The sequence below is a fragment of the Paenibacillus paludis genome, assembly GCF_042610515.1.
Lineage (GTDB): Bacteria > Bacillota > Bacilli > Paenibacillales > Paenibacillaceae > Paenibacillus_AQ.
This window is the reverse complement of the sequence record NZ_JBGJZP010000025.1, coordinates 12,421-37,958: the sequence shown is the minus strand read 5'-3', so window position 1 is coordinate 37,958 and position 25,538 is coordinate 12,421. Positions and strand designations below refer to the sequence as shown.

General features: G+C 52.2%; 18 protein-coding genes. 8 read left to right on the top strand and 10 right to left on the bottom strand.

Translation table 11 applies throughout. The features are described 5' to 3' along the window. Positions 1-33 precede the first annotated feature (33 nt). The 6 genes from ACAN56_RS30615 (at position 34) to ACAN56_RS30590 (ending at position 7,570) form a co-directional block, all read left to right on the top strand. Entirely contained in the window at positions 34-897 is an 864-nt protein-coding gene (locus tag ACAN56_RS30615; RefSeq protein WP_052092751.1) for a carbohydrate ABC transporter permease, read from the top strand. Between the two features lie 50 nt (positions 898-947). Next, positions 948-2,711, top strand: a complete 1,764-nt coding sequence (locus ACAN56_RS30610; protein WP_379147594.1) for a cache domain-containing sensor histidine kinase — start codon at positions 948-950, stop codon at positions 2,709-2,711. Beyond that, on the top strand, positions 2,686-4,347 hold the full coding sequence (locus ACAN56_RS30605) for a response regulator (protein ID WP_052092377.1): 1,662 nt from the start codon (positions 2,686-2,688) through the stop codon (positions 4,345-4,347). The genes ACAN56_RS30610 and ACAN56_RS30605 overlap by 26 nt, the downstream gene beginning before the upstream one ends. 91 nt (positions 4,348-4,438) lie before the next feature. Next, positions 4,439-5,827, top strand: a complete 1,389-nt coding sequence (locus tag ACAN56_RS30600; RefSeq protein ID WP_340896081.1) for an extracellular solute-binding protein — start codon at positions 4,439-4,441, stop codon at positions 5,825-5,827. Between the two features lie 146 nt (positions 5,828-5,973). Beyond that, entirely contained in the window at positions 5,974-6,348 is a 375-nt protein-coding gene (locus ACAN56_RS30595) for a winged helix-turn-helix transcriptional regulator (protein ID WP_038597780.1), read from the top strand. An 88-nt stretch (positions 6,349-6,436) separates the two neighbouring features. Further along, the gene (locus tag ACAN56_RS30590) at positions 6,437-7,570 is read left to right on the top strand and encodes an NADH-dependent flavin oxidoreductase (RefSeq protein ID WP_379147591.1); all 1,134 of its coding nucleotides are present in this window, start codon (positions 6,437-6,439) and stop codon (positions 7,568-7,570) included. A 740-nt stretch (positions 7,571-8,310) separates the two neighbouring features. On the opposite strand, the gene pepT is transcribed toward ACAN56_RS30590, so the two are convergent. The 7 genes from pepT to ACAN56_RS30555 form a co-directional block, all read right to left on the bottom strand. Further along, positions 8,311-9,543 (bottom strand): peptidase T, encoded by a 1,233-nt coding sequence (gene pepT / locus ACAN56_RS30585; RefSeq protein ID WP_379147589.1) that lies wholly within the window; start codon positions 9,541-9,543, stop codon positions 8,311-8,313. Between the two features lie 91 nt (positions 9,544-9,634). Beyond that, a complete protein-coding gene (locus tag ACAN56_RS30580) occupies positions 9,635-10,297 on the bottom strand; it encodes a class D sortase (RefSeq protein WP_379147587.1) in 663 nt (220 codons plus the stop codon). 31 nt (positions 10,298-10,328) lie between these two features. Further along, positions 10,329-11,330 carry a hypothetical protein gene (locus ACAN56_RS30575; protein WP_379147585.1) on the bottom strand — a complete coding sequence of 334 codons (1,002 nt, stop codon included), beginning with the start codon at positions 11,328-11,330 and terminating at the stop codon, positions 10,329-10,331. A 464-nt stretch (positions 11,331-11,794) separates the two neighbouring features. Continuing rightward, positions 11,795-12,808, bottom strand: a complete 1,014-nt coding sequence (locus tag ACAN56_RS30570; RefSeq protein ID WP_081966042.1) for an LLM class flavin-dependent oxidoreductase — start codon at positions 12,806-12,808, stop codon at positions 11,795-11,797. Between the two features lie 232 nt (positions 12,809-13,040). Continuing rightward, entirely contained in the window at positions 13,041-15,335 is a 2,295-nt protein-coding gene (locus ACAN56_RS30565) for a M56 family metallopeptidase (protein ID WP_379147583.1), read from the bottom strand. Next, positions 15,332-15,739, bottom strand: coding sequence for a BlaI/MecI/CopY family transcriptional regulator (locus ACAN56_RS30560; protein ID WP_038597762.1), 408 nt, complete (start codon positions 15,737-15,739; stop codon positions 15,332-15,334). Before ACAN56_RS30560 ends, ACAN56_RS30565 begins: the two co-directional genes overlap by 4 nt. 247 nt (positions 15,740-15,986) lie before the next feature. Next, positions 15,987-16,964 (bottom strand): LacI family DNA-binding transcriptional regulator, encoded by a 978-nt coding sequence (locus ACAN56_RS30555; protein ID WP_379147580.1) that lies wholly within the window; start codon positions 16,962-16,964, stop codon positions 15,987-15,989. 506 nt (positions 16,965-17,470) lie between these two features. On the opposite strand from ACAN56_RS30555, the gene ACAN56_RS30550 reads away from it, so the two are divergent. Continuing rightward, the gene (locus ACAN56_RS30550) at positions 17,471-20,431 is read left to right on the top strand and encodes an ABC transporter substrate binding protein (protein WP_379147578.1); all 2,961 of its coding nucleotides are present in this window, start codon (positions 17,471-17,473) and stop codon (positions 20,429-20,431) included. 70 nt (positions 20,432-20,501) lie between these two features. Here the strand turns inward: ACAN56_RS30550 and ACAN56_RS30545 are convergent, their stop codons facing one another. Both ACAN56_RS30545 and ACAN56_RS30540 read right to left on the bottom strand, forming a co-directional pair. Beyond that, the gene (locus ACAN56_RS30545; RefSeq protein WP_038597756.1) at positions 20,502-21,893 is read right to left on the bottom strand and encodes an aldehyde dehydrogenase; all 1,392 of its coding nucleotides are present in this window, start codon (positions 21,891-21,893) and stop codon (positions 20,502-20,504) included. A 74-nt stretch (positions 21,894-21,967) separates the two neighbouring features. Next, the gene (locus tag ACAN56_RS30540) at positions 21,968-22,675 is read right to left on the bottom strand and encodes a Crp/Fnr family transcriptional regulator (RefSeq protein WP_038597753.1); all 708 of its coding nucleotides are present in this window, start codon (positions 22,673-22,675) and stop codon (positions 21,968-21,970) included. A gap of 145 nt (positions 22,676-22,820) precedes the next feature. Here ACAN56_RS30540 and hcp point away from each other — a divergent pair, with 145 nt between their 5' ends. Then, positions 22,821-24,473 carry a hydroxylamine reductase gene (hcp, locus tag ACAN56_RS30535; RefSeq protein WP_379147576.1) on the top strand — a complete coding sequence of 551 codons (1,653 nt, stop codon included), beginning with the start codon at positions 22,821-22,823 and terminating at the stop codon, positions 24,471-24,473. 87 nt (positions 24,474-24,560) lie between these two features. On the opposite strand, the gene ACAN56_RS30530 is transcribed toward hcp, so the two are convergent. Next, the gene (locus ACAN56_RS30530) at positions 24,561-25,508 is read right to left on the bottom strand and encodes an aldo/keto reductase (protein ID WP_379147574.1); all 948 of its coding nucleotides are present in this window, start codon (positions 25,506-25,508) and stop codon (positions 24,561-24,563) included. Positions 25,509-25,538: the final 30 nt, after the last annotated feature.

The following is a 25,538-nucleotide window of genomic DNA, read 5'->3' as shown; positions in this document are numbered from 1 at the left end:
TGTACAGTGAGCACATTGCATGCGGAAACGAAAATGACTCCGGCACAAGCTGAGCGTTCGGTTAAGACCAAAGCGCTGCTGTCCAAGGTACTGCTGTGGATTTTCCTGCTTCTGGTGGCGGCTTTTGCGGTGTTCCCGATTGTTCTGGCCTTTTTCGGGTCGCTTAAGTCCAATCTGGAGCTGACTACAGGAACAACCCTGCTGCCGAAGGAATGGAAATTCGATAACTATTCGCAGGCCTGGACTTCAGCGAATTTCGCACGCTTCACCTGGAACAGCGTATTTATCAGCACATTTACTACTATAGGCACTCTATTGATAGGAACAATGGCCGCTTATGCGGTAGCGAGGGTTGATTTCTACGGGAAACGGCTGTATGTGATCATTCAGTCCTGCACTCTGTTTATCTCTATCGGTGCTGTCGTGCTGCGTCCCCAGTTTGATCTTATGGTATCGCTTCATCTGCAAAAATCGCTCTGGGGCGTCATCATCATTCTGATCAGTGCCCATGCGACCGCATTCTTTATGTTGATCGGTTTTGTGCGGGCGATCCCGAAGGAACTTGACGAGGCGGCGTTTATTGACGGCTGCAACTTCTATAGCGTATACTTTCGTGTTATCTTGCCGCTCCTGACGCCCGCGCTGGGGGTGACTGCGCTCTGGACCTTCCGCGGCGCATGGAATGAATATATTCTGCCGCTGGTATTTACTATGACGCAGCCTGCCTTGCAGACACTGACCGTAGGTTTGGCCGGGCTGAAATACGGTATCGGGGATGCGGCGCAGCCCCAGTTAATGCTTGCCGGCGCATGTTTGTCCATGCTGCCGATGATTATTGTCTATATTTTTGCTAACAAATCATTCATGCAGATGACGGCTGGCTCTGTAAAGGGCTGAGGCTAACGCAGCGATTCTCCGGGCGGCCGGTCAACAAAGGATGTGGAACCATGCTGAAGGCCTGGCTTTACCGGACCTCGCTGAAGAAAAGAATATGGCTGTCGTTTACCGCACTGACAGTCTTTTGCATCTCTATTACCGGCCTGTGGGCCTACTCGATTGCTTCGCGGGCTATGGAGCGCAACTCCATCGACCTGAACCGCAATGTGCTGAACCAGTCGGTCAACGTGCTGGACCAGAAGCTGAAGCAGATTATTGTGGCTTCCTCCACGATGATGCTGAGTGAAGCGTACAAGCAGACCATAAGGGACATACAAGCGCATAACACAGACCGGTTTTTCGCCAATTTCTCCTTGCTGCAAGGCCCCTTTACACAGGCAGAACTGACGGAGAACTCCATTGAATCTATACTGATCAGTACGCCGGACGGGGATTTCTATTCCGCCGGCAATCTGCGCAGAACAGCGACTCCATTTATGGAGTCTTTGCTGTATAAGCGGATCAAGGACAATCCGGAATCGAACTGGGTGGAGAGCCACCAGGATGAGTTGTTCGCCGGAAAGCATCAGGTCATTTCCCTGCTGCTGCAGCCGCTTACGGAGAATTATGTGCCGGATGTCTTTTTGACCGTCAATGTAAAGGAGGACATCCTGGAAGATACGGTCAGCGGAGGTGCCAGCCTCGGCAGCGCAAAGTTTCTGCTGATCAATAAGACGGGGGCAAGTGTCTTCGGAGACAAAGAGCGGCCGGAATGGTCACGCTCGGCGGCATTTATGGACAAGCTGCTTGAAGCAAAAAGCGGTAATTTCGAGTATTCCGCCGGCGGCGGGCCGATGCTGGTCAGCTATGCCGAATCACGGTATGCGGACGACTGGCTGCTGGTCAGCTACCAGTCGAAGAAGGAGCTGCTCCAGCCTGTGCGCAGCATTCAGTGGCTGGTGCTGATGATCATGGCTGTCTGTATTGTGATCGCGCTGCTGCTGGCGAGATATTTGTCCGCACTGCTGCTTGGGCCGCTGCTGAAGCTGCAGAAAACGATGTCGCGGGTGGAGCAGGAGGATCTGGGCGCCCGTTTCCAGAGTCCGTTTCAGGATGAGATCGGGGAAGCGGGCCGTAAATTCAACCAGATGCTGGACCGGATCGGTGAGCTGATTCTTGAAGTCAAGGATACGGAAAAAGAAAAGCGGAAAGCGGAGATCAAAGCGCTGCAGGCGCAGATTGAGCCCCATTTTTTATATAACACACTGAATACAATCTTCTGGAAATGCGAAATGGATGAATATGAAGATGTGAAGCAGATGGTGATTTCTCTGTCCGCCCTGTTCCGGCTGGGCCTGAACAACGGGCAGGAAATTACGACTCTGGGCAGGGAGCTGGAGCATGTCCGCCAGTACCTGAACCTCCAGCAGCAATGCTACGAGGGACTGTTCGAGTATACGATAACCGCCGGGCCGGAGCTGCTGGAGCTTCCCGTGCTGAAGATTATCATTCAGCCTCTCGTGGAGAATTCCATTCTGCATGGGCTGAAGGAGCTGCGGAACGGGGGGATGATTCGGATCTCCGTGGCAGTGGAGGCGCACAATCTTGTAATCCGGGTAACCGACAACGGGGCGGGCATGGATGCGGAGAAGCTGAATGCCCGGCTGAAGGAGCCTGTCGGCAGCGGAGGGTATGCCCTATCCAATATTTGCAGCCGGTTGCAGCTGTATTACGGCAAGGAGGCCGGATTATCCTTCTGCAGCCGTCCACTTATCGAAACCGAAGCAGTTCTCTCATTTCCAATGGAAGGTGGAGTTTATCCTGAACCACACTGAACCTATTAAAATATGTATTGTTGACGATATCCCGGCCGTTGTCCGGGGCCTGTCACAGCGAATTCCCTGGGAGGAGCACGGCATTATAGTTGCAGCAACAGCGGCCGACGGAGAAGAAGGGCTAATGCAGATCCGCAAGCACCGGCCTGATATTGTGTTGACCGACATCCGCATGCCGTTCACCGACGGACTTGAGATGATGCGGATCATTCAGGCGGAGCAGCCGGACATCAAGCTGATTTTCCTGACGGGCTACTCCGATTTCACATATGCCCAGGAAGCGGTGAAGCTTGGGGCCTTTGACCTGATCGTCAAGCCTTTTACCAAGCCTCAGGTGCTTGAATCGGTTCTGAAAGCCAAAGAGATGCTGGAGCGGGAACGCTCCCAGGCCGAACAGATGCGGGGGATGGAGCAGAAGCTGCGGGAGAGCATGCCTTATTTGCGCCAGGAGTATATGCGTCTGCTCATCCGCTATGGCAGCAGGCAGCAGCACCTCAGCCAGCAGTGGGATTTCTATGCCATTACAATGAACAGCCGCGACTTTTGTGTGCTGGTGGCGGAAATAGACTTTTTTGCAGAGCGCACGGCCGCCCTGCCAGTATCCGAGGTCGAGCTGATCCGTTTTGCGGTGCAGAATATTCTGGAAGAGACGGTTGCTGCCTATACGCAAGGTCTTGTCTTCCGCGAGCACGTCAATCAATTCGTCATCGTCATGAATCCCCCGGCGGAGCTGGATGCGGAGCAGCTCGCGGAGAAATGCCGGGAAAACGTATGCCGTCATACGTACCAGACGGTGTCGATCGGACTCGGCGGGGAAATCGAGGAGGCAGGCCAGTTGTCCGTGTCCTATGCCCAGGCGTTGTCTGCGCTGGCGAATACTTTTTTGACCGGCGGGAACAGCGTATACCGTTATGTGGAATCGCTGGAGGGGGATGCCGCCCTGCCCAGGTACTCTTACGACAAAGAGAAGGAACTGCTCTACTGCCTGCGTTCGGCCAATCTGGCCAAAGCGGAGGAGCAACTAGGCGACATCTGGAATGAATGGCTGAGCGCTCCCACCCTGCCGGGCCCGGCAATCGTCAAGACAATGTGTCTTGAACTGGCCCATTCGATCCACCGTGTCTTTTCAGACAAGGCTTCGGACTCGGAGGTCAAGACGCTGGAGAAGAAGCTGGCCGACATGAATGGAGCCGCCTCCTTTGAGGAGCTGCGCAGGCAGATCCGGGAGTTTTGCCGCCAGGGCTGTGCGTACGTGCAAATCCGCCAGTCCAGCGATGCGCGTGTGCTGGTGGAGCGGGCCATCGCCCATATCAATGGAAATCTGCACCGCAACCTTTCCGTAGCAGATTGTGCCAGAGAGGTTCATCTCAGCCCGAGCTATTTCTCCAATCTGTTCAAAAAGGAGATGGGGATGACGCTCGCCCAATACATTATCAGCCGCAGAATGGAGAAGGCCAAGGAACTGGTGCTGGAAGGCATGCAGGTTCAGGATATCGCCGTCTCGCTGGGCTATGAGGACCGCCCCTATTTTACTGAACTCTTCAAAAAATATACCGGCATGACCCCTACCGACTTCCGCTCCAAATACGCTTCGGTCACGCAGCGCGGAAACAGTGATTTCGTCTCCCATGAATAGTTGTTTTCTCCTTCACTTAGAATCGGGCGGACATTCTATAATTTTTATATGAAATGAATGCGATTACAAAAAGAAAAGGGAGGCAATTTAGATGAAAAGAAATAAGTGGATGCTGACTGGAGTTTCGCTGCTGCTGGCCGGTTCGCTGGCTGCGTGCTCCTCGTCCAATACAAATACGGAGGCGGAGGGCAACAATACAGCCGCTGAGAAAACAAAGCTGGTCTACTGGACCATCGACCGACATGATTCTGACTTTATAGAGCAGAAAATCAGTGAGTATGAGGGCCTCAATCCCGATGTCGATATTGAAATGAAGGTGATGGCCGAGAACTACGCCCAGTCGGTGGATATTGCCTTCTCCAGTAAACAAGCACCGGATATTCTGCGTGTGGATACGGGGAACGTGCCAACCTGGGTGAAAAAAGGCTACCTGGAGTCCTTCGACAGTTATATTACACCGGAAATGAAAAGCCGGTTCGAGAAGGTACTCATTAATGAGAAGAACACCGTGGACGGCAAAATCTACACCCTGCCGAATATCGGCCAGTTCTGGCGCCTGATCTATAACGTCGATCTGTTCGAGAAGGCCGGTATTACCGAGCCGCCGACCACGCTGGCGGAAATGGTGGAGGATGCCAAGAAGATTACCGAGGCGGGTAAAGCCAGCGGTGCTTATGGCTTTGCCGGAAATTTCAAAAGTGCAAGCGGCTTTGAACGTATCGCTTATCCGATCACGACCCTCAGCAAAACGGCAGGTACAGAGGGCTTCAACTTCCAGACCGGCCAGTTCGACTTCAGTATGTATAAGGAGGCCCTTGAAGCACTGCGGCAGATCACGATGGACGGAAGCATGATGCCGGGCTCGGAATCGCTGGATATTGACCCGCTGCGCGCGCAGTTCGCCCAGGGTAAAATCGGGATGTACTTCAACCATTCTGTCGAGCCTAGCGTCTACAAAACTCAATTCCCGACCGATATCCGCTGGGCCGCAGCGCTTCCTCCGACAGTGGACGGCCAGCAAAACGGTGCCAGTCAGGTTATCTCCGGCAGCTACCTGGCGATGAGCAAGGATTCGGAGCAGAAGGAAGCGGCTTGGAAATTCATCGAGTGGATGTACAGCGATGAGGTGCAGATTGCCTATCAGGAAGGCGGATACGGGGTTTCGGTTATTCCTTCCGTTGCTGCTGCAGCGAAAGCTCCGGATATTCCGGGAATCGAGAACTTCCTGCCAACGAAATTTGATGCCATCTATCCGGCAACTCCGCTGGTAACTACCGAAGGACGCCTGGAAGGAACGAAGAAAGTCGATGTCTTCAACAAATATATTTTTGACGGCGGAGATTTGGACAAGGAGCTTCAGGATCTGAATACCCGCTATAATGCAGCACTGGAAAAAGCCAAGGCAGCGGGTGACACCACGGTTGAAGCGCAGCCGGACTTCAGCGCAGCCAGCCTGCAGGGAAGCCTGTCCAGCAAATAAAACGCATACGCAGCATACAGACCGCAGGCCGAGCCTGCGGTCTGTATGCGTACATAGGGAATATAGTCCCTATGCGCCTGCCGGGGATGTGCGGCCCCCGGGTGTTTTGTAGTATGATATTAAAGAACGAAAGGGGGCCGCATACCTTGGCGACGGATATTAAAGACCGTATCAATCTGAAGGAAATCAACTGCGAGAAGGAGCTTACGCTTGCCGTTATCGGCGGTAAATGGAAGCTGATCATCTTATGGCACTTGGGCCTTGAAGGAACCAAACGTTTCAGTGAGTTGAAGAAGCTTATTCCTCATATTACGCAAAAAATGCTGACCAATCAGCTTCGTGAGCTGGAGGAAGACCAGCTTGTGCTGAGAAAGGTGTATGCTGAGGTCCCGCCGAGAGTAGAATACTCTTTGACGGAATACGGGCAGAGCCTGCTGCCTGTACTGCGTATGATGTACGATTGGGGCAAAAACTACGGGAATAATGTCATCTGGAAGGATATACCTGAGGGAGATAGATAACGTTCGTTAGCAATAGATTACAGACTGCCGGTCCAAGCTGCAAGCGTGGAGCCAGTAGCACTAAGTATATAATGGAGGGAAATCAAAGATGTCTACAGATTATAGTCCACTGCTGGAATCCTACCGGTTCGAAAACGGGATTTCATTAAAAAATCGTGTCGTTATGGCACCGATGACCAACTTTTCTTCCAATGAGGACGGTACGGTATCCGGTCCCGAATTGCAATATTATGCCCGCCGCTCCAAAGGTGCGGGACTGGTGATTACGGCCTGTGTATATGTGACGCGGGGCGGTAAAGGTTTTGCCGGCGAATTCGGTGCAGACCGTGGTGAACTGATTCCAAGCCTGCGCGAGTTGGCTGAAGCAATCAAGGGTGCAGGCGCGAAGGCAGTTCTGCAGATTTTCCACGGCGGCCGCCAGTGTCCTCCTGAGCTGCTTCCGGATGGCCAGACGGTCAGCGCGAGCAATGTTCCGGCTGAGCTGCCGCGCGGAGGTCACGGTCCTGTTCCTCGTGCGCTGAGCGAAGAAGAAATTACCGGCATTATTGCCGACTTCGGCGCGGCTACACGCCGGGCCATCGAGGCCGGCTTCGACGGCGTGGAGATTCATGGGGCGAACGGCTATTTGCTGCAGCAATTCTTCTCCCCGCATTCCAACACACGCGAAGACCGCTGGGGCGGCAGCCTGGAGAACCGGCTGACTTTCCCGCTCGCCGTGCTGCGTGAGGTCAAACATGCGGTGAAGGAGCATACTTCGTCGCCGTTTCTGGTCGGCTACCGCTTCTCACCCGAGGAGCCGGAAACGCCGGGGATTACGATGGCCGAGACCTTTGCGCTGATTGATGCGCTGAAGGAGGAGGGGCTGGACTATCTGCATGTTTCGCAGCAGGATCTGTGGTCCAAGCCTCACCGCGGCACGGACGACAGCCGTCCACGGATTGAGCAGATTGTGGACCGTGCAGGAGATGGTGTTCCGGTTATTGGTGTCGGCTCCCTGTATAAGGCCGATGATGCGCTGAAGAGCCTGGAGACCGGAATCAGCCTGGTAGCTCTGGGCCGCCCGCTGCTGATTGATCCGGACTGGGTACAGAAGGTTGCCGAAGGGCGAGCTGCTGACATTAAGACAGAGCTTGATCCTTCAGCTCAGGCGGAGCTTGTAATACCGGACCCGCTATGGGGCGCATTAATCCATACGCCGGGCTGGATGCCGATCAAAGCCTAAATCTGATCCAGCGGAGCGTTGGCGCGGTGAAACTGCCGCCTGCAGATTAATTGGGGCAGCAGCCAGCAGCCGCTCCGTTTGGTTCGACTCAGACGGAGCCGTTACAGCTAAGTTTGAGGTGTTGCCACGGCCGCGGACCGGGGAGACCTTGTTTTCTCTATAGAGTGCATTTTACGGAACTAACGGACCGTAGCGCACTTATTACCGTTTCGGCAGCCGGATTTCAGGCCAATATCCGTGCATAAGTGCATTGGAGTCCAATAGCTTGCCGGAATGATGCTCCAGTTGAAAATAAGAGCTGCTGGGTCCGTTGCGAGCCCGGGGTCTATTCTGGCAGCGGAGGAACGATTTCCAGAAAATCCGCGTCCCATACTGATTGCTGTCTGGCTGCCGCCGGAAGCTCTCACCAAGCAAAAACCCTCTGACTCCCGCATTGCGGCTGGTCAGNGCCCGGGGTCTATTCTGGCAGCGGAGGAACGATTTCCAGAAAATCCGCGTCCCATACTGATTGCTGTCTGGCTGCCGCCGGAAGCTCTCACCAAGCAAAAACCCTCTGACTCCCGCATTGCGGCTGGTCAGAGGGTTTTATTTTTGCACAGTTTGCGCAGGTAATAAAAGCGGATAAGCCGCAGGAGCTTCACTACCTGCGCAAAGAGGCCTGCCCGGTCAGAGCAATTGCTCTTGACCGGGCAGGCCGAATTGTTGCAGCGGGTTGTGCAGCCGCAAGGGGAAACCTTCGGCTATGCCTTTTGCTCAAACAGCTTGGCAATCTCAACGATAACCTGGACGGATTTCAGCATAACATCTACAGAAGCGTACTCGAATTTGCCGTGGAAATTTTCGCCCCCGGTAAAAATGTTCGGAGTCGGGAGTCCCATGTAGGAGAGCTGTGAACCGTCTGTCCCGCCGCGGATCGGGCGAATGACCGGTGTTATGCCGAGGTTCTCCATCGCTTCGTGGGCAATATCGACGATATGGCGGACCGGCTCGATTTTTTCACGCATATTATAATATTGGTCATTCAATTCCAGCACAATGTTCTCATCGCCATAAGTGGATTTGAATTCATCTACAATTGCAGAAATATTCGCTTTGCGGTTCTCGAACTGGGTGCGGTCAAAGTCGCGGATAATGTAATGCAGCTTGCTGTGCTCCGCCGATCCCTGCATGGAGATCAAATGGTAGAAGCCTTCATAGCCGTCCGTAAATTCAGGAGCCTCGCCGGATGGCAGCCGGAGGTGGAAGGCCATGGCGATTTTGGATGAATGGATCATTTTTCCTTTGGCGGTGCCGGGATGCACGTTGACGCCTTTGAAGCTGATTTTGGCGGCAGCAGCATTAAAGCTCTCATATTCCAGTTCTCCCAGAGGCCCTCCATCAACGGTGTAGGCGTAGGAAGCGCCGAAGGCGGCGACATCGAATTTATGCGGTCCGCGTCCGATTTCCTCATCGGGGGTGAAGGCGACTCTAATCTTGCCATGCTTAATTTCCGGATGCTCCAGAAGATACGCCATCGCGGTCATAATCTCGGCGATTCCGGCCTTGTTGTCTGCTCCCAGCAGCGTAGTCCCATCTGTCGTAATCAGGGTATGTCCCTTATACCCGGGCAGCTCAGGGAAACTCTCCGTGGAGAGGACCACATTCAGCGCCTTGTTCAGCACAATGTCGTTCCCGTCATAATTCTCGACAATTTGCGGTTTCACACCGGCGCCGGTGAAATCTGTCGCGGTATCCAAATGCGCCAGGAAGCCAATCGTCGGAACTTCCTTGTCGCTGTTGGCGGGAAGGGTAGCCATGACATAACCATGCTCGTCCACCGTAACTTCCGCAAGTCCTAGTTCGCCGAGCTCATCAACGAGCTTACGGGCCAGCACCATCTGCCCCGGAGTGGAAGGACAGGTATCACTGTCTTCATCCGATTGGGTATCCATCTCGGCATAAGACACAAAACGTTTGATCAGCTCATCTTTCAAAATGGTTCAGCTCCTCTTTTTCTTCCGGTCGTATGTCTATATTATCACTTTCTATAGCAGGTCTCATCCTTAGCGTTGTGGCGTGCATATGTTATTCCGCTTCGCGGGACAGCGGCTCCTGCCGGAGCAATGACGCCGAGAGCAGGTAACGGTCAGGCGCAGAGCCGACGTAGGAGAAAGGATAGCAGGTGATCAAGGTAAGCACCGGTGTATCACTCTGCTTAATCGCCCCCCGTTCATCGCCGTCTACAATGAGACTGCCGGTAACTTCATAAATGAATTTTCCTTCGGCGGTCTCCAGCTCGATCAGATCATGGACTTCCAGATTGCCAAGGCCGCGAAACACTGTATCGCGATGGCCGGCCAGCACGCTGTTGCCGATGGCGCCAATCGCTGCGCTCCCTTCATAATGCCCTGCGCCTTTTTTCAATTGGGGGCGCTCCGTTCCTTCCAGAATCGCCACCCGTTTATCCAGCCTTGGAAAATAAATCTCTCCAATAACTTCGCCCCCGGTATAATCGGTTCTGGAAATGCTTTTCTCTCCAGAGAGATTGACCATCCCTGCGGGCAGCGGAGTTTCTTCTTCCGGCACCTGGAGACTGACGGCTTCCTCCCTCTTTTTGTCCCAATCGTGTAGGGCATGGCGGGCTTCAGCGGGTGCTTTTAAGATTTGCACTACAGAATAGATCAGTACACACAAAGAGAGTATGAAGATCAGCTTCACGGCAATGGATAGCCCGGAACGCTTCTTCATACTCTCACCTCCAACCTTTGGCTAATTCAGCTTATTTTTTCGAATTCAGTCTGCGAAGGACGATAATACTGAGTATGGCAACAGCCAAACTGATCAGAATCAGGTTATACCAAGGTTCTGCTGTATCCGGCAATTTGTCGCCCTCTTCCGGTCCGGAGAGCGGAATCTCATCATCATCTATAATGAAGTCGTCACTTGGTGCCGGAGACGGTGTCGGCGTGGCCGAACCTTCCGGTGTTCCATTGTTTGTGCCGCCCATTGGCACAGGTTCATCCGTTACAGTCACTACAGCGGTTCCCGGTGAAGCTGTCACGGCTGGTGATCCGGTTGGAGCCGCCGATGTTCCCGGTGTGGCAGTAATGCCAGGGGATGCTGTCGGCCCACTGCTAGGTGTGCTTGTTGGATTACCCGACGGCTCCGTTGAAGCGGAGGCGGCCGGTGTCGCGCCAGGATCAGTGGTTGGACCCGGTGTTGCGGTAGCACTTGCTGTCGGACTAGGTTCACTGGTTGGACCTGGTGTCGCGGTAGCGACCGGTGTTGCGCTAGGTTCAGCTGTTGGTTCTGGTGAGGCTGAAGCGGAGAAGATGAAGTCGACGCTTGTTGTCTTCCCCTGATATTCATTTCCTGCTTCCAGCGGAAAGGACACATCCATCTGGAGCACTTCCTGTGAGCCTCCGGTAAGTGTACCTATGGCTACCCTGCCTTCTGCCTCGCTCATCACTCCTGAATAGAGGATTACTCCCTCTTTTTGCAGGGTCATTTGCAGTATATTGTACAATTCCTCGTCTCCGGAGGTGAATTTGAAATCAACAAAATAATTAAACCGTTCATGACCCTCATTGATCACCGTATAATCTGAGGTCGTTGCGTCGCCCGGCTGCATATTGCTCATAATCTCGGTGCTCGTCGTATGGGAATTGACCCGGAGCTTAATCGTCTCTTCTGCGCTTACACCCCCGGCATGCCAGATGACACCTGCCAGAATGATCAGAATGTAGGCGCCTATAAAGCCGGCCTGAACTCTCTTCTTCACTTTCCACGCTCCTTTCTACCGGAAAGTAATCCTGCCCTCAGCGTACTCTCGACAAATCCTTACTTTAACCCTGATGTTTCTTCAATTTTTGTCATAAAGAGTAGTTTTATGGAGAACTACTACATAATAAGGCGATAGTGTCCTGATAACAGTGGTCAGAGTTTTATAGCCATATGTATGTTCGTTATAACGAATATCTACAGTATAATCAAAATTGTAAATAAAGAAAAACGGAATAAAACATATTCATTGGTTGAAATCAATCAATTTGAAGATGTAATAACCGGTTATCGTTTAATTACTTCGATTTACTCATTATTTATCCATATCATTGTTAATGATAGCGTTTTATAAAGAACGATTCGGGATGAGTATACAAAAAAACAAGGCGGTTACAAGGAAGGGAAGCCGATGCTTTCCAACCTAATAATCGCCTTGCTTAATTATGTGCCGGATGGCGGGATCTAGTTCTCCTTAAAAAGCTGGGCTATGAGCTCATAGGAATGTAACTGGGCCGAATGGTCGAAAATTTGCGATGCGATGATGAACTCATCAGCATCGGTCTCTTCAACAATCTGCAGAAGCCGTTCTTGCAGAGCGGAGGGATCACCCGCTATAGAGTAATTCTGCTTGTTCTGCAGAATGGCTTTTTCCTGCATGGACCAGAGTCCGTCCATGCTGTCTACCGGAGGCTGGAGCATGCCGGTGCGTCCACGGATAATGTTCAGAAATTGCTGCTGCTGAGAGGTGGCAAGTCTTCGGGCTTCCACTAGGGTGTCAGCGGCGGTAGCTCCAAGCCCGACCATGACATGAGGCTTGGACAGGGCAGCCGATGGCTTGAAGCTGCTGCGGTACAGTTGCAGGGCAGGCAGCAGATAATCCGGTGCAAAGTGGCTGGCAAAAGCGAACGGCAAGCCTAGCTGCCCCGCCAGTTGGGCGCTGAAGCCGCTCGAACCCAGCAGCCAGATCGGAATGTTCAGGCCTTCGCCGGGAACAGCGCGCACTCCGAGCGGCCGCGAGCCTGCGCCGTTTGGATCAAAGTAAGCCCGGAGCTCGCTCAGCTGCTCGGGGAATTCGCTGCCGTCGCTGCCCAGGCCGCGCCGCAGCGCTCTGGAGGCTGCCTGGTCAGAGCCCGGAGCTCTTCCCAGCCCCAGATCTATGCGTCCAGGATACAGGGACTCCAGTGTGCCGAATTGCTCCGCAATCATGAGCGGCGCATGGTTGGAGAGCATGATGCCTCCGGAGCCTACGCGGATACTGCGTGTACCAGCGGCCACATGACTGATGACAAGCGAAGTGGCGGAGCTGGCGATGCCAGTCATATTATGATGTTCCGCCAGCCAGTAGCGCTTATAGCCCCACTCTTCGGCATGACGGGCCAAATCCAGTGTGTTATGAAATGAATCCGCTGCTGTACTGCCCTCTTTAATCGGAGCGAGATCCAGCACGGAGATGGGAATGTCCCGCAGTTGCTTCACTTTAATCCCTCCAGTTATGATGCTTTAAGCATCTTATAGCAGTATTTACAGCTATGAAATGAACTACCCGATAATTATAACATGAAATAATATTATTTACACACTTTAAGTAAGTGTTGACGCAAGCAAACCGCAGCGATAATGGATGTTCTGGGCTCTGATGGAACTGCAAAAACGGCTGTAGCCTATGGGCACAGCCGTTTCTGCAGTGTTGCATTGATTCGGATTTATCTTAATGAGCCTGCGCCGCTGCAGCCGCCAATTTATCAATGTCTGCAGCAGGGGCTTCCATGAATGAAGAGACAATGGTCCGCTGATCCTCAAGCGTTGGTACGCCGGTGAACCCCACTTCATAGATTATGCCTTGATCCTGCCAGAAATAACTGAGGAAATCCGGCTCGGTAGGCTTGCTTAGCTCTCCGTCGATTTTGTAAGGTTCCGTAACCAGCACCTCTTGTCCATTTACATGAGCGATGGTAAGGGGAACGGCAAACTTTTCTCCGTCAATCCGGTAAAGAATGATCTGTCCTTTCGATTTGAAGGTTTCATATAAGCCTTGATTCTGCATTTGCAAAAAGCTGAACGACCTGAAGCCTCTCGTTTTTTCAGCACCCAGATTGAAGTATCCAGTTTGAAAAACTATTCCGGATCTTCCCTGTTCGTCTGGAGGATCACTGAATACGCTGCTTGTGGTAAGCATGGCCGTATGCATGTGAAAGCCGGACACTTCCATAGGGAACTTAGGCATAAAACCGATAATATCAGCCACCATCCGTAAATCCTTCACATCGATGACATCTACATTAAAAAACTTTTCATTCACGAAGCTGCGTTTCATTTGTTCATCCGGATATTTGATGGAGGCCATGAGTGAAGCGATTTCTTGCTGTGATAGGGTACCACTGCCTATATATAGTTTATATACAATCCCATCCCGCTCCCAAATATAGAATAATTTCTGTACATACTGATTGACATGCACATTGACATGGATTGCGTTTATACCGCCAATGGTAGTGGGTTTCCGGTCAACCGGAAGAGGGGGCCCGCCGTCGCCACTCGAGGATTCTTCAAGTTCAACAGCCGTATAAATCTGCTCAACGCTGCTGTCCTTGTAAGCCTCCAACGAAAATTGCCCGGTGTGGGTATCCCCGTCGTACCGTTCATAATAGAGAGTAACTTGATCAATCTCGTTATCCTCTGACGACGCAGTAGCAGCTGCAGCTTCGGGCAGAGTGACTGCAAGGTAAGCCCTCTCCAGAATGAAATCCGGGGGCAGCACAGACGGGGCCTGGAAGGCAAAACCCGCTTCCTCCGCGGCTCTGTCCAGGCGATTATAATTTCTATTCTTGTACAGATTGATTAAATCATCGTTAACAGCTGTGTTGTCAGTTTTTGAATCGCCTGAGGCATTCGTTAGTGTCACCAAGCTCAGCAGAATCAGGAGCAGCACGGCTGCCGCTGATATCCGGTACGAGCCTTTTTTAAATGAGTGAATCATAGAGACCCTCCTTGTAATCTGCTGACGGTGCTGCGATCCGAAGAAATAAAGCACTTCGCGGTCGGTCCGTCCTTTAGAAAACTGCTTGAGAAATTCAACGAGCGTTAATCCGTACGCCGCAGCTTCTTCTTCTCCCAGCACATCCAATACGTATGCGTCACAGGCCAGCTCCCGGTCGGTTTTCATTTTGTGCAGTCCGAGCCAAGATAAAGGATTGGGCCAATGAATAGCCGCGGCCGCACTGCCCAGCAGATTCCACAGGGTATCCCGGCGTTTATAGTGAGCAAGCTCATGGGCCAGAATGTGCAGCAGCTGCGGTGAGGTTAACTCCTGAAGCGCCAGTTCTGGGACGTATATCCAAGGACGGAACACGCCGCTCAGGAAAGGGCTTTTGGCCCGGGAGCCGGTGTAGAGCGGGATCTTCCTTTTCACTCCGAATCGGTTCAGGGCATCCTCTAGCACCGTAATTGTCCGGGGATCAGTAACCCGTCTCAGCCGCTTCCGCCCGCGGAGCTGCCTGCTCATGATGCCAAGTCCGTTCAGGAAAAGAAAGACTGCGCCGCCGAACCAGATTATAGCAGCGGCCTTCAGCCAGGGAGAGTAGATACCAGCAGCACTGGAATGTCGGCCACCCGGCGCCTGCCCGTCCGCTTGTTGTAGGTGTCCCGCATTAATGCTGTCTCCGGTTCCGGGAGTGCCTGATTGCGGATCAGAATCAGAGTCCAGCCCCTGATTGCTTGGAGCAGCAGCTTGCAGATTCGGCAATGGGGCTGTATCAGCGGCCTGTCCCGTGAGCGCGCTCTTTATTCCTTCTCCATACTGAAGCACATGGAACATGCTGAGCGGACTGTCCGGGATCACCGGAAGCAGCATTCGGATAATGACCAGCAGCCACAGCAGGTAACGGACCCTGGCGCTGATGACCTTTTGCAGGATGGCATGAATTGCGATTACAACCAGAATCACCAGGCTCGCGGCTAGTGTATCATCCAGGAAATCGGCAAACAGGCTGTAGATCACATTCATTCCTGTGTACCTGGATCTTTGTGTGCTCCTTGTGCTTTCTTCTCCTGGAGCAACCGTTCCAACTGCTCAATTTCCTGGGCGGATAACGTAACCTCTTCCAAGAAGTTGGTGACCATCAGGTTGGCGGCTCCCCCGAAGACCCGCTTCAGAAAAGACTGGCTTTCTGCTTGTACACATTCCCGCTCGGAGAGCAGCGGATAATAAAGATAACTTCGCCCGGATTTCTCGAAGCCAATGGCTTTCTTCTTAAGCAGCCGTGTGATAAAGGTGCGTACCGTCTGATCGCTCCATTCAATAGACCCCGGCAGGTGCTGGACAATTTGTTCAGCTGTAATCGGATGGTTGCCCCAGATGACTTTCATGATCTCCCATTCAGCCTCTGAAATTTTGGGGATGCTCTTCATATAATCGACTCCTCGCAGTTTCATGAACATTCAATCTACAAGTGTAGTTTTAATCTCCTGGTTGATATTACACTTGTAGATCTAAATTGTCAAACGCAGAAAACCCCCGTTCTGCTTGCTTACAGCAGAGCGGGGGTTAGCGTTTGGCAGGTGCCGTAAATTACATTGCATCCTGATCGGGGAAGATTTTCCCCGGGGTAGTTGCAATTTGTACAACTAAAAATTCATGCTTTGGATTTACGCATACTCAAGTTGTAGCGCCTTCCTCCAGCTCAACCGGCAATATGTATTCTGCGTGGACGGCACCGCCGTGGACCTGCTGAATGATCAAATCAACGGCAAGTTTGCCCATATCTTCAATGGGCTGGCGGATGGTGCTGAGCGGCAGAGCCAGCAGGCTGCGCAGGGCAATGCCGTCATATCCTACAATCCGCACATCCTCAGGCACACGCAATCCCCGCTCACGGCAAGCCTTAAGCGCATAAGCTGCAATCAAATCGCTGCCTGCAAAGATGCCGTCCACATCTGGCTGTTCGTTGAACAGCTGCGCAAGCAGCCGCTCATAAGCTCCGACATCAAAGCTGTTGTTATCCGTATGCAGCAAGGTGTGCGGGAGGTTATGCTGCCGGGCGGTATCCGCAAAGGCCTCGGATCTTAGCACAGACAGGATGTTCAGCTCGGGATGCCCACCGATATGGGCGAGCCTGCGGCAGCCTTTATTAATTAATAAGGCAGTAGCCAGCACCCCGCCCCGATAGTTATCGGAGCAGACATAAGGGATTTCCGGCGATATTCTGCGGTCAAAGGTAACGAGCGGCAGATTCATTTGCCGGTAGGCCTCAACTTCCAGGGTGTGACTGCCCATAATAATGCCGTCGACCCGGCTTGCACGAAGCATATCGATATATTCGAGTTCTTTATGTTTGTCCTGTTGCGAGTTGCAGAGCAGCAGCTTATAGCCGTTCCGGTAGGCATGCTCCTCGATATGACTGGTCAATTCCCCGAAGAAAGGATGAGAGACATGGGGGATGATCAGCCCGATAATATTTGATTTGGAGCGGCTGAGCGAGCGGGCGAGTTCGTTTGGCCGGTAATTGAGGTCATCCATCGCGCTGTAGACCTTTTTCTTCAGATCCTCGCTTAAGTACCCCCTGTTGTTCAGCACCCGGGAGACGGTTGTCACCGAAACGCCTGCCCTCAGCGCAACGTCTTTAATTGTAGGCATGTGGAACCTCCTGTCTTGGCGGGTCTTTGCACACTCATTCTAACTTGGATGCAAGGGACTGTCCATGAAGGGATGAACCTTCTATTTATGTTTCAAAAATTAGACTTTCCCCATATAATAAGAAGAAAAACGTCATAAATTGTAATTAATTTTATTTACTATATAGATTGAACTTGAGAATGTACATTTAGGGAAAAGTGGCGGAGGGGAATTTTGGAACTGGAGGAGCGATAGCGTCCGCCTTTAGGTTTGGATTTCTACCGCGATTCGCGGTTAAATTCAGGAAATCCAAACCTAACAGCGGCCGGAAGTCCAAACATTCTCTGTAGTCACGGCCAATCCCAAAATAGAAGAATTATAAGTTCAGTCTATATATTTACTCTATTAAGCTTATAAGTAAATAGCAAAGCCCAATCATAATGGATCCATACGCTTTTAATAGAAATTATCGAATTTCCCCGTTTCTGATTTTGGGATGTTTGGGATAGATGAATGGGAGTGTGCTAATGGGCAAGGGGAAAATTCAGCGCAGGTTACGGTATGGCTTGTTTTTGCTTTTATTTATTATGCTCAGCACGGCACTGTATCAGCCGGTGTCCGCCAGCAGCGAAGAACGGCGCCCTCAGAATGTGCTTGTCCTGCATTCCTATCAAAAGGGCTTTGCCTGGACGGATGACCAGGGTGCAGGCATTGAAGAGCAGCTTAAAGGAGCAGCTGATCCGCCGGTTATCTACACGGAGTATATGGACTGGAAACGATTCCCCAGCAATGACAACCTCGAGCACGTCTACCAGATGATCAAGTTCAAATATCAAGCTATTTATATCGATGCGATTATCGTTACGGATGATGCTGCCTTGAACTTCGCTATTCAGTACCGCAAGGAAATCCTGAACGATGCACCCATCGTATTCAGCGGGATTAATCAGCTGGGTGTGGACAGCATAGCGGACAAGCGCAATATCACCGGAGTCATCGAAGAGATCGATCCTACAGAAACGATACGAATGGCGCTGAAGCTCAATCCATCGATCCGTAAGGTGTACATCGTATTCGACAATTCCGAAAGCGGGCTCTCCACGGGTAAAATGGTCAGTGACCAGATTCTGTCTCTGGAGCGGGGACTCCAGGTCATCCCGATGAACAGCCTCTCCAATGAACAAATCATAGATCAAGTATCCACCCTTTCATCAGACAGCATGGTTCTTATGACTACATACTACAGTGATACAACGGGAAGAATTACTGAATTTGACCGGTTCTCAAGCGAGCTTAGCGAGAGCAGCAGTGTGCCGGTATATCATATTTATGATTTTAGCCTGAATCACGGGGCCTTCGGCGGAAATCTGATTAGCGGCAAAATCCAGGGACAAACTGCAGCCAGCCTGGCTCTGCGGATTCTGGAAGAAGAAAATGCGGGAGTAATCCCTATTGTCTCGGACAGCTCCGTGCGAAAGGTTTTTGACTATAAGGAATTGCAGCGTTTCAACGTTTCCCTGAAGCAGCTGCCGGAAGGCAGCGAAGTCATCAACAAGCCCTTTTCCTTCTATCAATCCTATAAAAAGCTTGTACTGAGCATTGTCGCGGCATTCGCCGTTCTGCTGGCCTTTATTCTCATCCTCCTATTCTACGTGCAATTGGTCAAGCGAATGCGAAGCAACCTGGAAAAAAGCAATGAACGCTTCAGTTTGGCTGCCTATGGTGCGGATGCGGTAATCTGGGATGTGGACATGACCACGATGATCTACTACTTCTCGGACAGCTGGTATGAGCTGCTCGGCTATGAGCGGGATGAAGTGGACGAGAGCCATGGAGGTTGGAGAACTCTTATCCATCCAGAGGATGCAGAACATGAGAACCGCCTGCGCACTGAGCATCTGCAGGGCAAAAGTTCCTACTATTACTGCGAATACCGGATGCGGAGCAAATCAGGCGAATATAAATGGTTTCAGGCCCGGGGCAAGGTGCTGCGCAATGCGGACGGCGGTTTTGTCCGTTTTTCCGGCTCTATGGTTGATGTTACGGACCGCAAAGGCTATGAGAGCAAGCTCCAAATGAGCTATCAGGAACTGGAGTCGACCTACGAGGAGCTTACGGCACTGCAGGATGAGCTGCTGGAGCAATATAACAAAGTGGTCGAGAATCAGGCACTGCTGCAGACCAGCGAAGAGAAATACCGGCTGCTGGCCTATAACGATGTCTTAAGCGGTCTGCCGAACCGGCTGTCCCTTTCCGAGGAGCTGCAGAAGTTTATCAAGGAACACGCTGGAGGGCATGCAGCCTTGTTCTTTCTGGATATTGATAATTTCAAATATATTAATGATACGATGGGCCACACCTTTGGCGACGAGCTGCTGGTCAAGGTCGGTGAACGGCTGCTAGGCTTGTCGGACGGTCGCAGCAAGCACTTCCGTTTCGGGGGTGACGAGTTTGTGATTCTGTTCGAGAATATCAAGGGATCGGATGAGGTGATCTCCTATGCACAAGCGCTTGTGCAGGGTTTCAAGGAGCCCTTCCAGCTGAATGCCAGCGTCGTTCACATCTCGACCAGTATTGGTATTGCCCAGTATCCGGAGAATGGGATCAATGCTGAAGAGCTTTTGAAGAATGCCGATATTGCCATGTATAAAGCGAAGGAAGCCGGTAAAGGGACATATGTATTATACGGACAGGCGATGCAGCGGCATTTTGACGAACGGATGATCATTGAGAAGCATTTAAGAAATGCTATCTCCAATAATGAGCTTTCGCTGCATTATCAGCCGCTGGTGGACACCGCCTCAGGCGGAATCTGGGGCTTCGAGGCTCTGATCCGCTGGAACAGTCCGGTGCTTGGTTTTGTATCGCCGCTTTCGTTCATCAAAATCGCTGAAGACTGCCGGTTGATTGTCCCGATCGGTGAATGGGTGCTGCGGGCGGCCTGCCGGTTCATTAAAGAGCTGCATACAGAAGGTTATGAGGGCTACCATATCTCGGTGAATATTTCGGTGATCCAGCTGATGCTGGATGATTTCACCGATATGGTGCTGGGGATTCTGAAGGAGACCGGATTGCCGCCGGAATATTTGGAGCTGGAGATTACCGAGTCGATCTTCATGGAATCCTTCGAGGCGATCAGTTCCAAGCTGGAATCGCTGAAAGAACGGGGAATCGGCATTGCCCTGGATGACTTCGGAACAGGGTATTCCTCGCTTAGCTATTTGAAGCAGCTGCCGATCACTACGCTGAAGATTGATAAGTCGTTTATTGACAGCATTGATACACCGAACAATATGTCACTGGCCCGATCCATCGTAACCATCGGTCATGATATGGGACTGAAGGTGACCGCAGAAGGGGTGGAAACCCGGGAGCAGCTGGCCTTTCTGGAGCGTACAAGCTGTGACAAGATCCAGGGCTACTTCATCAGCAGACCCATACCGGAAAAAGAGGTAGCCAGTTGGGTGGAGGGCAGAAGAGCGGGGTAATGGAGCGAAGGATACCGGGCCCCGAACAGGGCGGTATCCTTTTATGCTGTCTTTTGCTAATCGCTGCACTCTATTTCAGCAATCTCCGCGCCAGCTTGACCTTATTGCCATATGGCGGATAGACAACCCCGAGGTCAAGCTTTGTCCCTCTTTTTACAATGCTCTTGCTGTGGGAAAAAAGATCAAAGCTATGCTTGCCGTGATATCCGCCGATGCCGGAGCCTCCCACTCCTCCAAATGGCAGATGTGTGCTGGCTACATGGGTAATCGTATCATTGATGCAGCCTCCGCCGAATGAAACTCTGGCCAGCACCTCCTGTTCAGCCTGTTTGTCTTCGGTGAACAGATAGAGAGCGAGCGGCTTGGGACGCTCATTGATGCTGCGGATGGCTTCGTCCAGCCGGGTATATTCCATAATGGGAAGTACAGGCCCAAAAATCTCGTCCTCCATAGCCGCATCCTTCCAATCCGCAGGATAGAGCAGTGTAGGTTCTATGTACAGATCCTCCGGCACGACGGTGCCGCCCATAATGACCTTTGATTGGTCCCGCTGAATCATTCCGGCAATTCTGCGCAGCTGGCGGTCATTCACAATCCGCCCGTAATCCGGGTTCTGCTGCGCATCCTGGCCGTAGAACTCCTGAATATAACGTTTCATTAAGGAGATCAGCTGGGATGCCACATCGCTGTGGACGAGCAGATAATCCGGGGCAATACAGGTCTGGCCCACATTGATGAGCTTACCCCAGACAATCCGTTTGGCTGCTATCTCCAGATTGGCGCTCTTATCGACAATGACCGGACTTTTACCGCCCAGCTCCAGTGTTACCGGCACCAGATTTTTGGCCGCGGCTTCCATGACTATTTTGCCGACAGGGACACTTCCGGTGAAGAAAATATAATCGAATTTGGCATGGATCAGCAGATTGGTGGCTTCTTTCTCGCCCTGAATTACACGGATATAGGACGGTTCGAAGGTTTCCCTGATCATTTCCTCAATCACGGCGGTAATGGCCGGAGTGCTCTCGGAGGGCTTCAGTACGGCGCAGTTGCCGGCAGCAATGGCCCCGATGAGCGGCTCGATCAGCAGCTGAAACGGATAATTGAAGGGGCCGATAATGAGCACGGTTCCGTAGGGCTCGCTGAGGATCCGGCTTTTGGCCGGAAATATATGCAGCGGGGATTTGACCTTGACCGGCTTCATCCAACGCTTCAGATGCTTCATCATATATCCAATACTGTCCAGCGTGAAGCCGATTTCCGTCGCATAGGCTTCAAATTCGCTCTTGCGCAGATCCTGATGCAGGGCCGCGATAATTTTCGCCTCATTGCGGCGGATGGCATCTTTCAGCTTCTGCAGCTGGCGAAGCCGGAAGGAGAGCTCCTTCGTAGCCCCGCTGTGAAACAACTCACTGTGCCCGGCCAGCATCTGTTCAACGCTTTGGGCTGTTAACTCCGACATAAGTAAACCCTCCAATATATGATGTGTAGATATAGATGTGTTCGTGTATCCCCGAGAATAGCTTCCGGCAGGAATTACTTGTCCTGGCCGGGAGCCGAAGGGACGGTGCGGATGTAGTCGTTCATAGCCATCATATTCAGCAGCGTAATGCTGCTGCCTTTGAAATGAATCCAGCCGATATCACGCAGATAGCCCATTTCACGGGATAGTGACGGGCGGGCCGTATTTAAATGCTCCGCCCATTCTTTTCTGCTGAAGGGCAGCCGGATGACCTCGGAGGCTTGCTGAGCGGCTTGCTCCAGCAAAAAGCTGATCACCCGCCGCCGCAGAGGGCCGGCTGACAATATTTCGATCTTCCGGTTGACAAGCACCAGGCGCTCCGACAGATTCTCAATGAAACGTGTGAGCATGTCCGTGTCTGTGGTGAACAACCGCAGCAGCTCCTGCTTGCCGATAAACATGACGGAGCAGGGGCCTGTGGCTGTAACAGTAGCCGGAACTATATTTTCTCTGCGGAACAACACCGCTTCGCCAATGGTCTGTCCCTGATTTAGATGGGCAATGGTTACACTGCTGCCGGTAGGATGGGTTTTCTGAACCTCAATCCGTCCTTCCAGCACAATGCCGAGTTTGTCCGCAGTATCACCTTCCGCCAAGATCAGTGAATTCTTATGAAAGCTGCTTACGGTATAGGTTATTTTTTGCAGCACCGCTTCGATTTCCTTCACGGTTTTCCCGCGGAACAGCAGGCAGGATTGCAGTACAGCGGGCTCCGGTTTCATAGCATTTCCTCCAAATTTATAGCATCTGGTAACATCCGTTACCGATTGTATGGCGAAAGTCTACTACAATTAGCCTTAACTGTAAAGGCGGGGCGAACGGAGTCCTATATTGGTAGCCTATACCTATTAAAGGAGTGAACATGCAATGAGCAATATGTTTTGTTTTCAATGTCAGGAAGCGGCTAAAGGATCGGGCTGTACGATTCAGGGAGTCTGCGGGAAAACTAGCGATGTGGCAAATCTTCAGGATCTGCTGATCTACACGCTGAAGGGTATTTCCATCTTTGCACTCCGGGGCCGGGAGCTTGGAATGACCGACTCTACCACGGAGAAATTTATTATAGAGGGTATGTTCGCTACAATAACCAATGCTAATTTCATGCCTGAAGCTTTCATTGCCAGAATCAAAGAAGGGTTGATCCTTCGCGGCCAGTGGAGCGGTAAATTGCAGGCAGCCGGAGTAGAGGTTCCTTATGCCGGGCATGATGCGGCTCTTTGGACGGCAGGCACCGATGAGGAACTGCAGGCGAAGGCGGAGACGGTAGGAGTTCTGTCCACAGAGAATGAGGATATCCGTTCCCTGCGTGAACTGCTGACCTACGGGCTGAAGGGAATGGCGGCGTATATGGAGCATGCCGCAGTGCTGGGCTATTACGAAGAAGGCGCACATGCTTTTATGGAAAAAGGTCTGGTGGCGACTCTGGATGATACACTCACGGCGGATGAACTGACTGGACTTGTGATGGAGTGCGGCAAGCTGGGTGTCGATGTGATGGCATTGCTTGACCGGGCCAATACCACGACTTATGGTAACCCGGAAATCACCAAGGTGAATATCGGTGTAGGCCGGAATCCGGGGATTCTGATCAGCGGGCATGATCTGAAGGATATGGAAGCGCTGCTGAAGCAGACCGATGGCACCGGAGTGGATGTATATACACACAGCGAGATGCTGCCGGCGCATTATTATCCGGCTTTTAAGAAATACAGTCATTTTGTGGGCAACTACGGCAATGCCTGGTGGAAACAGGCGGAGGAATTTGAAAGCTTCAACGGACCGATTCTCATGACGACGAACTGCATTGTACCGCCGAAGGAGAGTTATATCGGCCGTTTGTATACTACGGGCAATACCGGTTTCCCGGGAGTGCAGCATATTTCGGCGGATGCCAATGGAGCGAAGGACTTCTCCGCTATCATTGAACAGGCCAAAGGCTGTGCGGTTCCGGAAGAGATCGAAACCGGCGAGATTGTCGGCGGATTTGCCCACGCGGCTGTAATGAACGTAGCCGATCAGGTGGTTGAGGCCGTTCAGACCGGCGCCATCAAGCAGTTCTTCGTAATGGCCGGCTGTGACGGCCGGATGAAGAGCCGCAATTATTATACCGATTTCGCTGCCGAACTGCCGGGAGATACCGTGATTCTTACGGCAGGCTGTGCGAAGTACAAATATAATAAGCTTGCGCTTGGCGACATCGGCGGGATTCCGCGTGTACTGGATGCCGGCCAATGCAATGATTCCTACTCGCTTGTCGTGATTGCCCTGAAGCTCAAGGAAGTATTCGGACTTGAGGATATTAACGATCTGCCTATCTCCTACAATATTGCCTGGTATGAGCAGAAGGCAGTAATTGTACTCTTGGCCCTGCTGTATCTGGGTGTGAAGGATATTCACCTCGGACCTACACTCCCGGCCTTCCTGTCGCCGAATGTAGCCAAGGTGCTGGTCGATACCTTCGGTATCAGCGGCATTACAACCGTACAAGAAGATATGGAGAAATTTATCGCAGCTGTATAACTGGATGGCCATTTGTGCCATATGAAAATAGGGGTACTTCTCATTGCTATGAGAAGTACCCCTATTCTGTTTATTTACGGATAACTGCTATGGCAGGCGGTACACCGCGAACGGCTCGCCGCTGCGGAAGGTGCCGCTGGCCTGATCCAGCTTGTCCATGAGCTCAGCATCCGGCTGGAGGGCAACGCTTTGCAGATTCTGCTGCACCTGCTCCACGCGGGTGGCTCCGACAATCACCGTGGATACAGCCGGTTTGTTCATCAGCCAGGCCAGGGACAGCGCAGCCATAGAGGTGCCGGTTTCTTCGGCAATCCGGCCGGGGGTAAGGAAGCGGCCGAAGTTCGGATCGGTTTCGGCTCTGGAACCTTCCGGCGGTGCGCCGTCACCGGCATATTTGCCGGTAAGAATACCTCCGGCAAGCGGGAAGTAGGGGATAATCCCGAGTCCTTGATCCAGGCAGAGCGGAACCAGCTCGGCCTCCGGCGTCCGGTCAGCCAGGGAGTAGCTGCACTGAATCGAGGTATACTTGACCAGGTTCCGCGCCTCGCTGATGCCCAGTGCCTTCATTAACTCCCAGGCCGCATAGTTGGAGGCCCCGATATAGCGGACTTTGCCCGCGGATACCATATCATCAAGGGTCCGCAGCGTTTCCTCCAGCGGTGTATAGGGATCAAAGGTATGGATCTGATATAAGTCTACATAATCGGTCTTCAGCCGGCGCAGGCTGCCTTCCAGCTCCAGCATCAGGTGATGGCGGGAAGAGCCGCTGCCGTTAGGGCCTTCGTGTCTCGGAAGGCCTGCTTTGGTAGCGAGAACAGCACTTTGACGTCTGCCCTCCAGCGCCAGTCCGATGATCCGTTCCGATTCGGTGCCGGCATAAATATTGGCGGTATCGATAAAGTTAATGCCTTGATCGAGCGCGGCATGGACGATATCTATGGAGGTCTCCTGATCGGCTCTTTTGCCAAAGGAATTGGTCCCCAGACCCAGTGCGGAGACCTGCAGCCCGCTGTTACCCAAACGGTGATATTTCAAGTGGTTCACTCCTCTTGTTCAGCATAGTGG

Coding starts and splice junctions, on each gene's coding strand:
- ACAN56_RS30590 (WP_379147591.1), top strand. CDS start 6,437: ATGTCTACAGATTATAGTCCACTGCTGGAATCCTACCGGTTCGAAAAC.
- ACAN56_RS30580 (WP_379147587.1), bottom strand. CDS start 10,297: ATGAAGAAGCGTTCCGGGCTATCCATTGCCGTGAAGCTGATCTTCATA.
- ACAN56_RS30615 (WP_052092751.1), top strand. CDS start 34: ATGACTCCGGCACAAGCTGAGCGTTCGGTTAAGACCAAAGCGCTGCTG.
- ACAN56_RS30610 (WP_379147594.1), top strand. CDS start 948: ATGCTGAAGGCCTGGCTTTACCGGACCTCGCTGAAGAAAAGAATATGG.
- ACAN56_RS30600 (WP_340896081.1), top strand. CDS start 4,439: ATGAAAAGAAATAAGTGGATGCTGACTGGAGTTTCGCTGCTGCTGGCC.
- ACAN56_RS30545 (WP_038597756.1), bottom strand. CDS start 21,893: ATGTCGGAGTTAACAGCCCAAAGCGTTGAACAGATGCTGGCCGGGCAC.
- ACAN56_RS30550 (WP_379147578.1), top strand. CDS start 17,471: ATGGGCAAGGGGAAAATTCAGCGCAGGTTACGGTATGGCTTGTTTTTG.
- ACAN56_RS30540 (WP_038597753.1), bottom strand. CDS start 22,675: ATGAAACCGGAGCCCGCTGTACTGCAATCCTGCCTGCTGTTCCGCGGG.
- ACAN56_RS30565 (WP_379147583.1), bottom strand. CDS start 15,335: ATGAATGTGATCTACAGCCTGTTTGCCGATTTCCTGGATGATACACTA.
- ACAN56_RS30560 (WP_038597762.1), bottom strand. CDS start 15,739: ATGAAGAGCATCCCCAAAATTTCAGAGGCTGAATGGGAGATCATGAAA.
- ACAN56_RS30555 (WP_379147580.1), bottom strand. CDS start 16,964: ATGCCTACAATTAAAGACGTTGCGCTGAGGGCAGGCGTTTCGGTGACA.
- hcp (WP_379147576.1), top strand. CDS start 22,821: ATGAGCAATATGTTTTGTTTTCAATGTCAGGAAGCGGCTAAAGGATCG.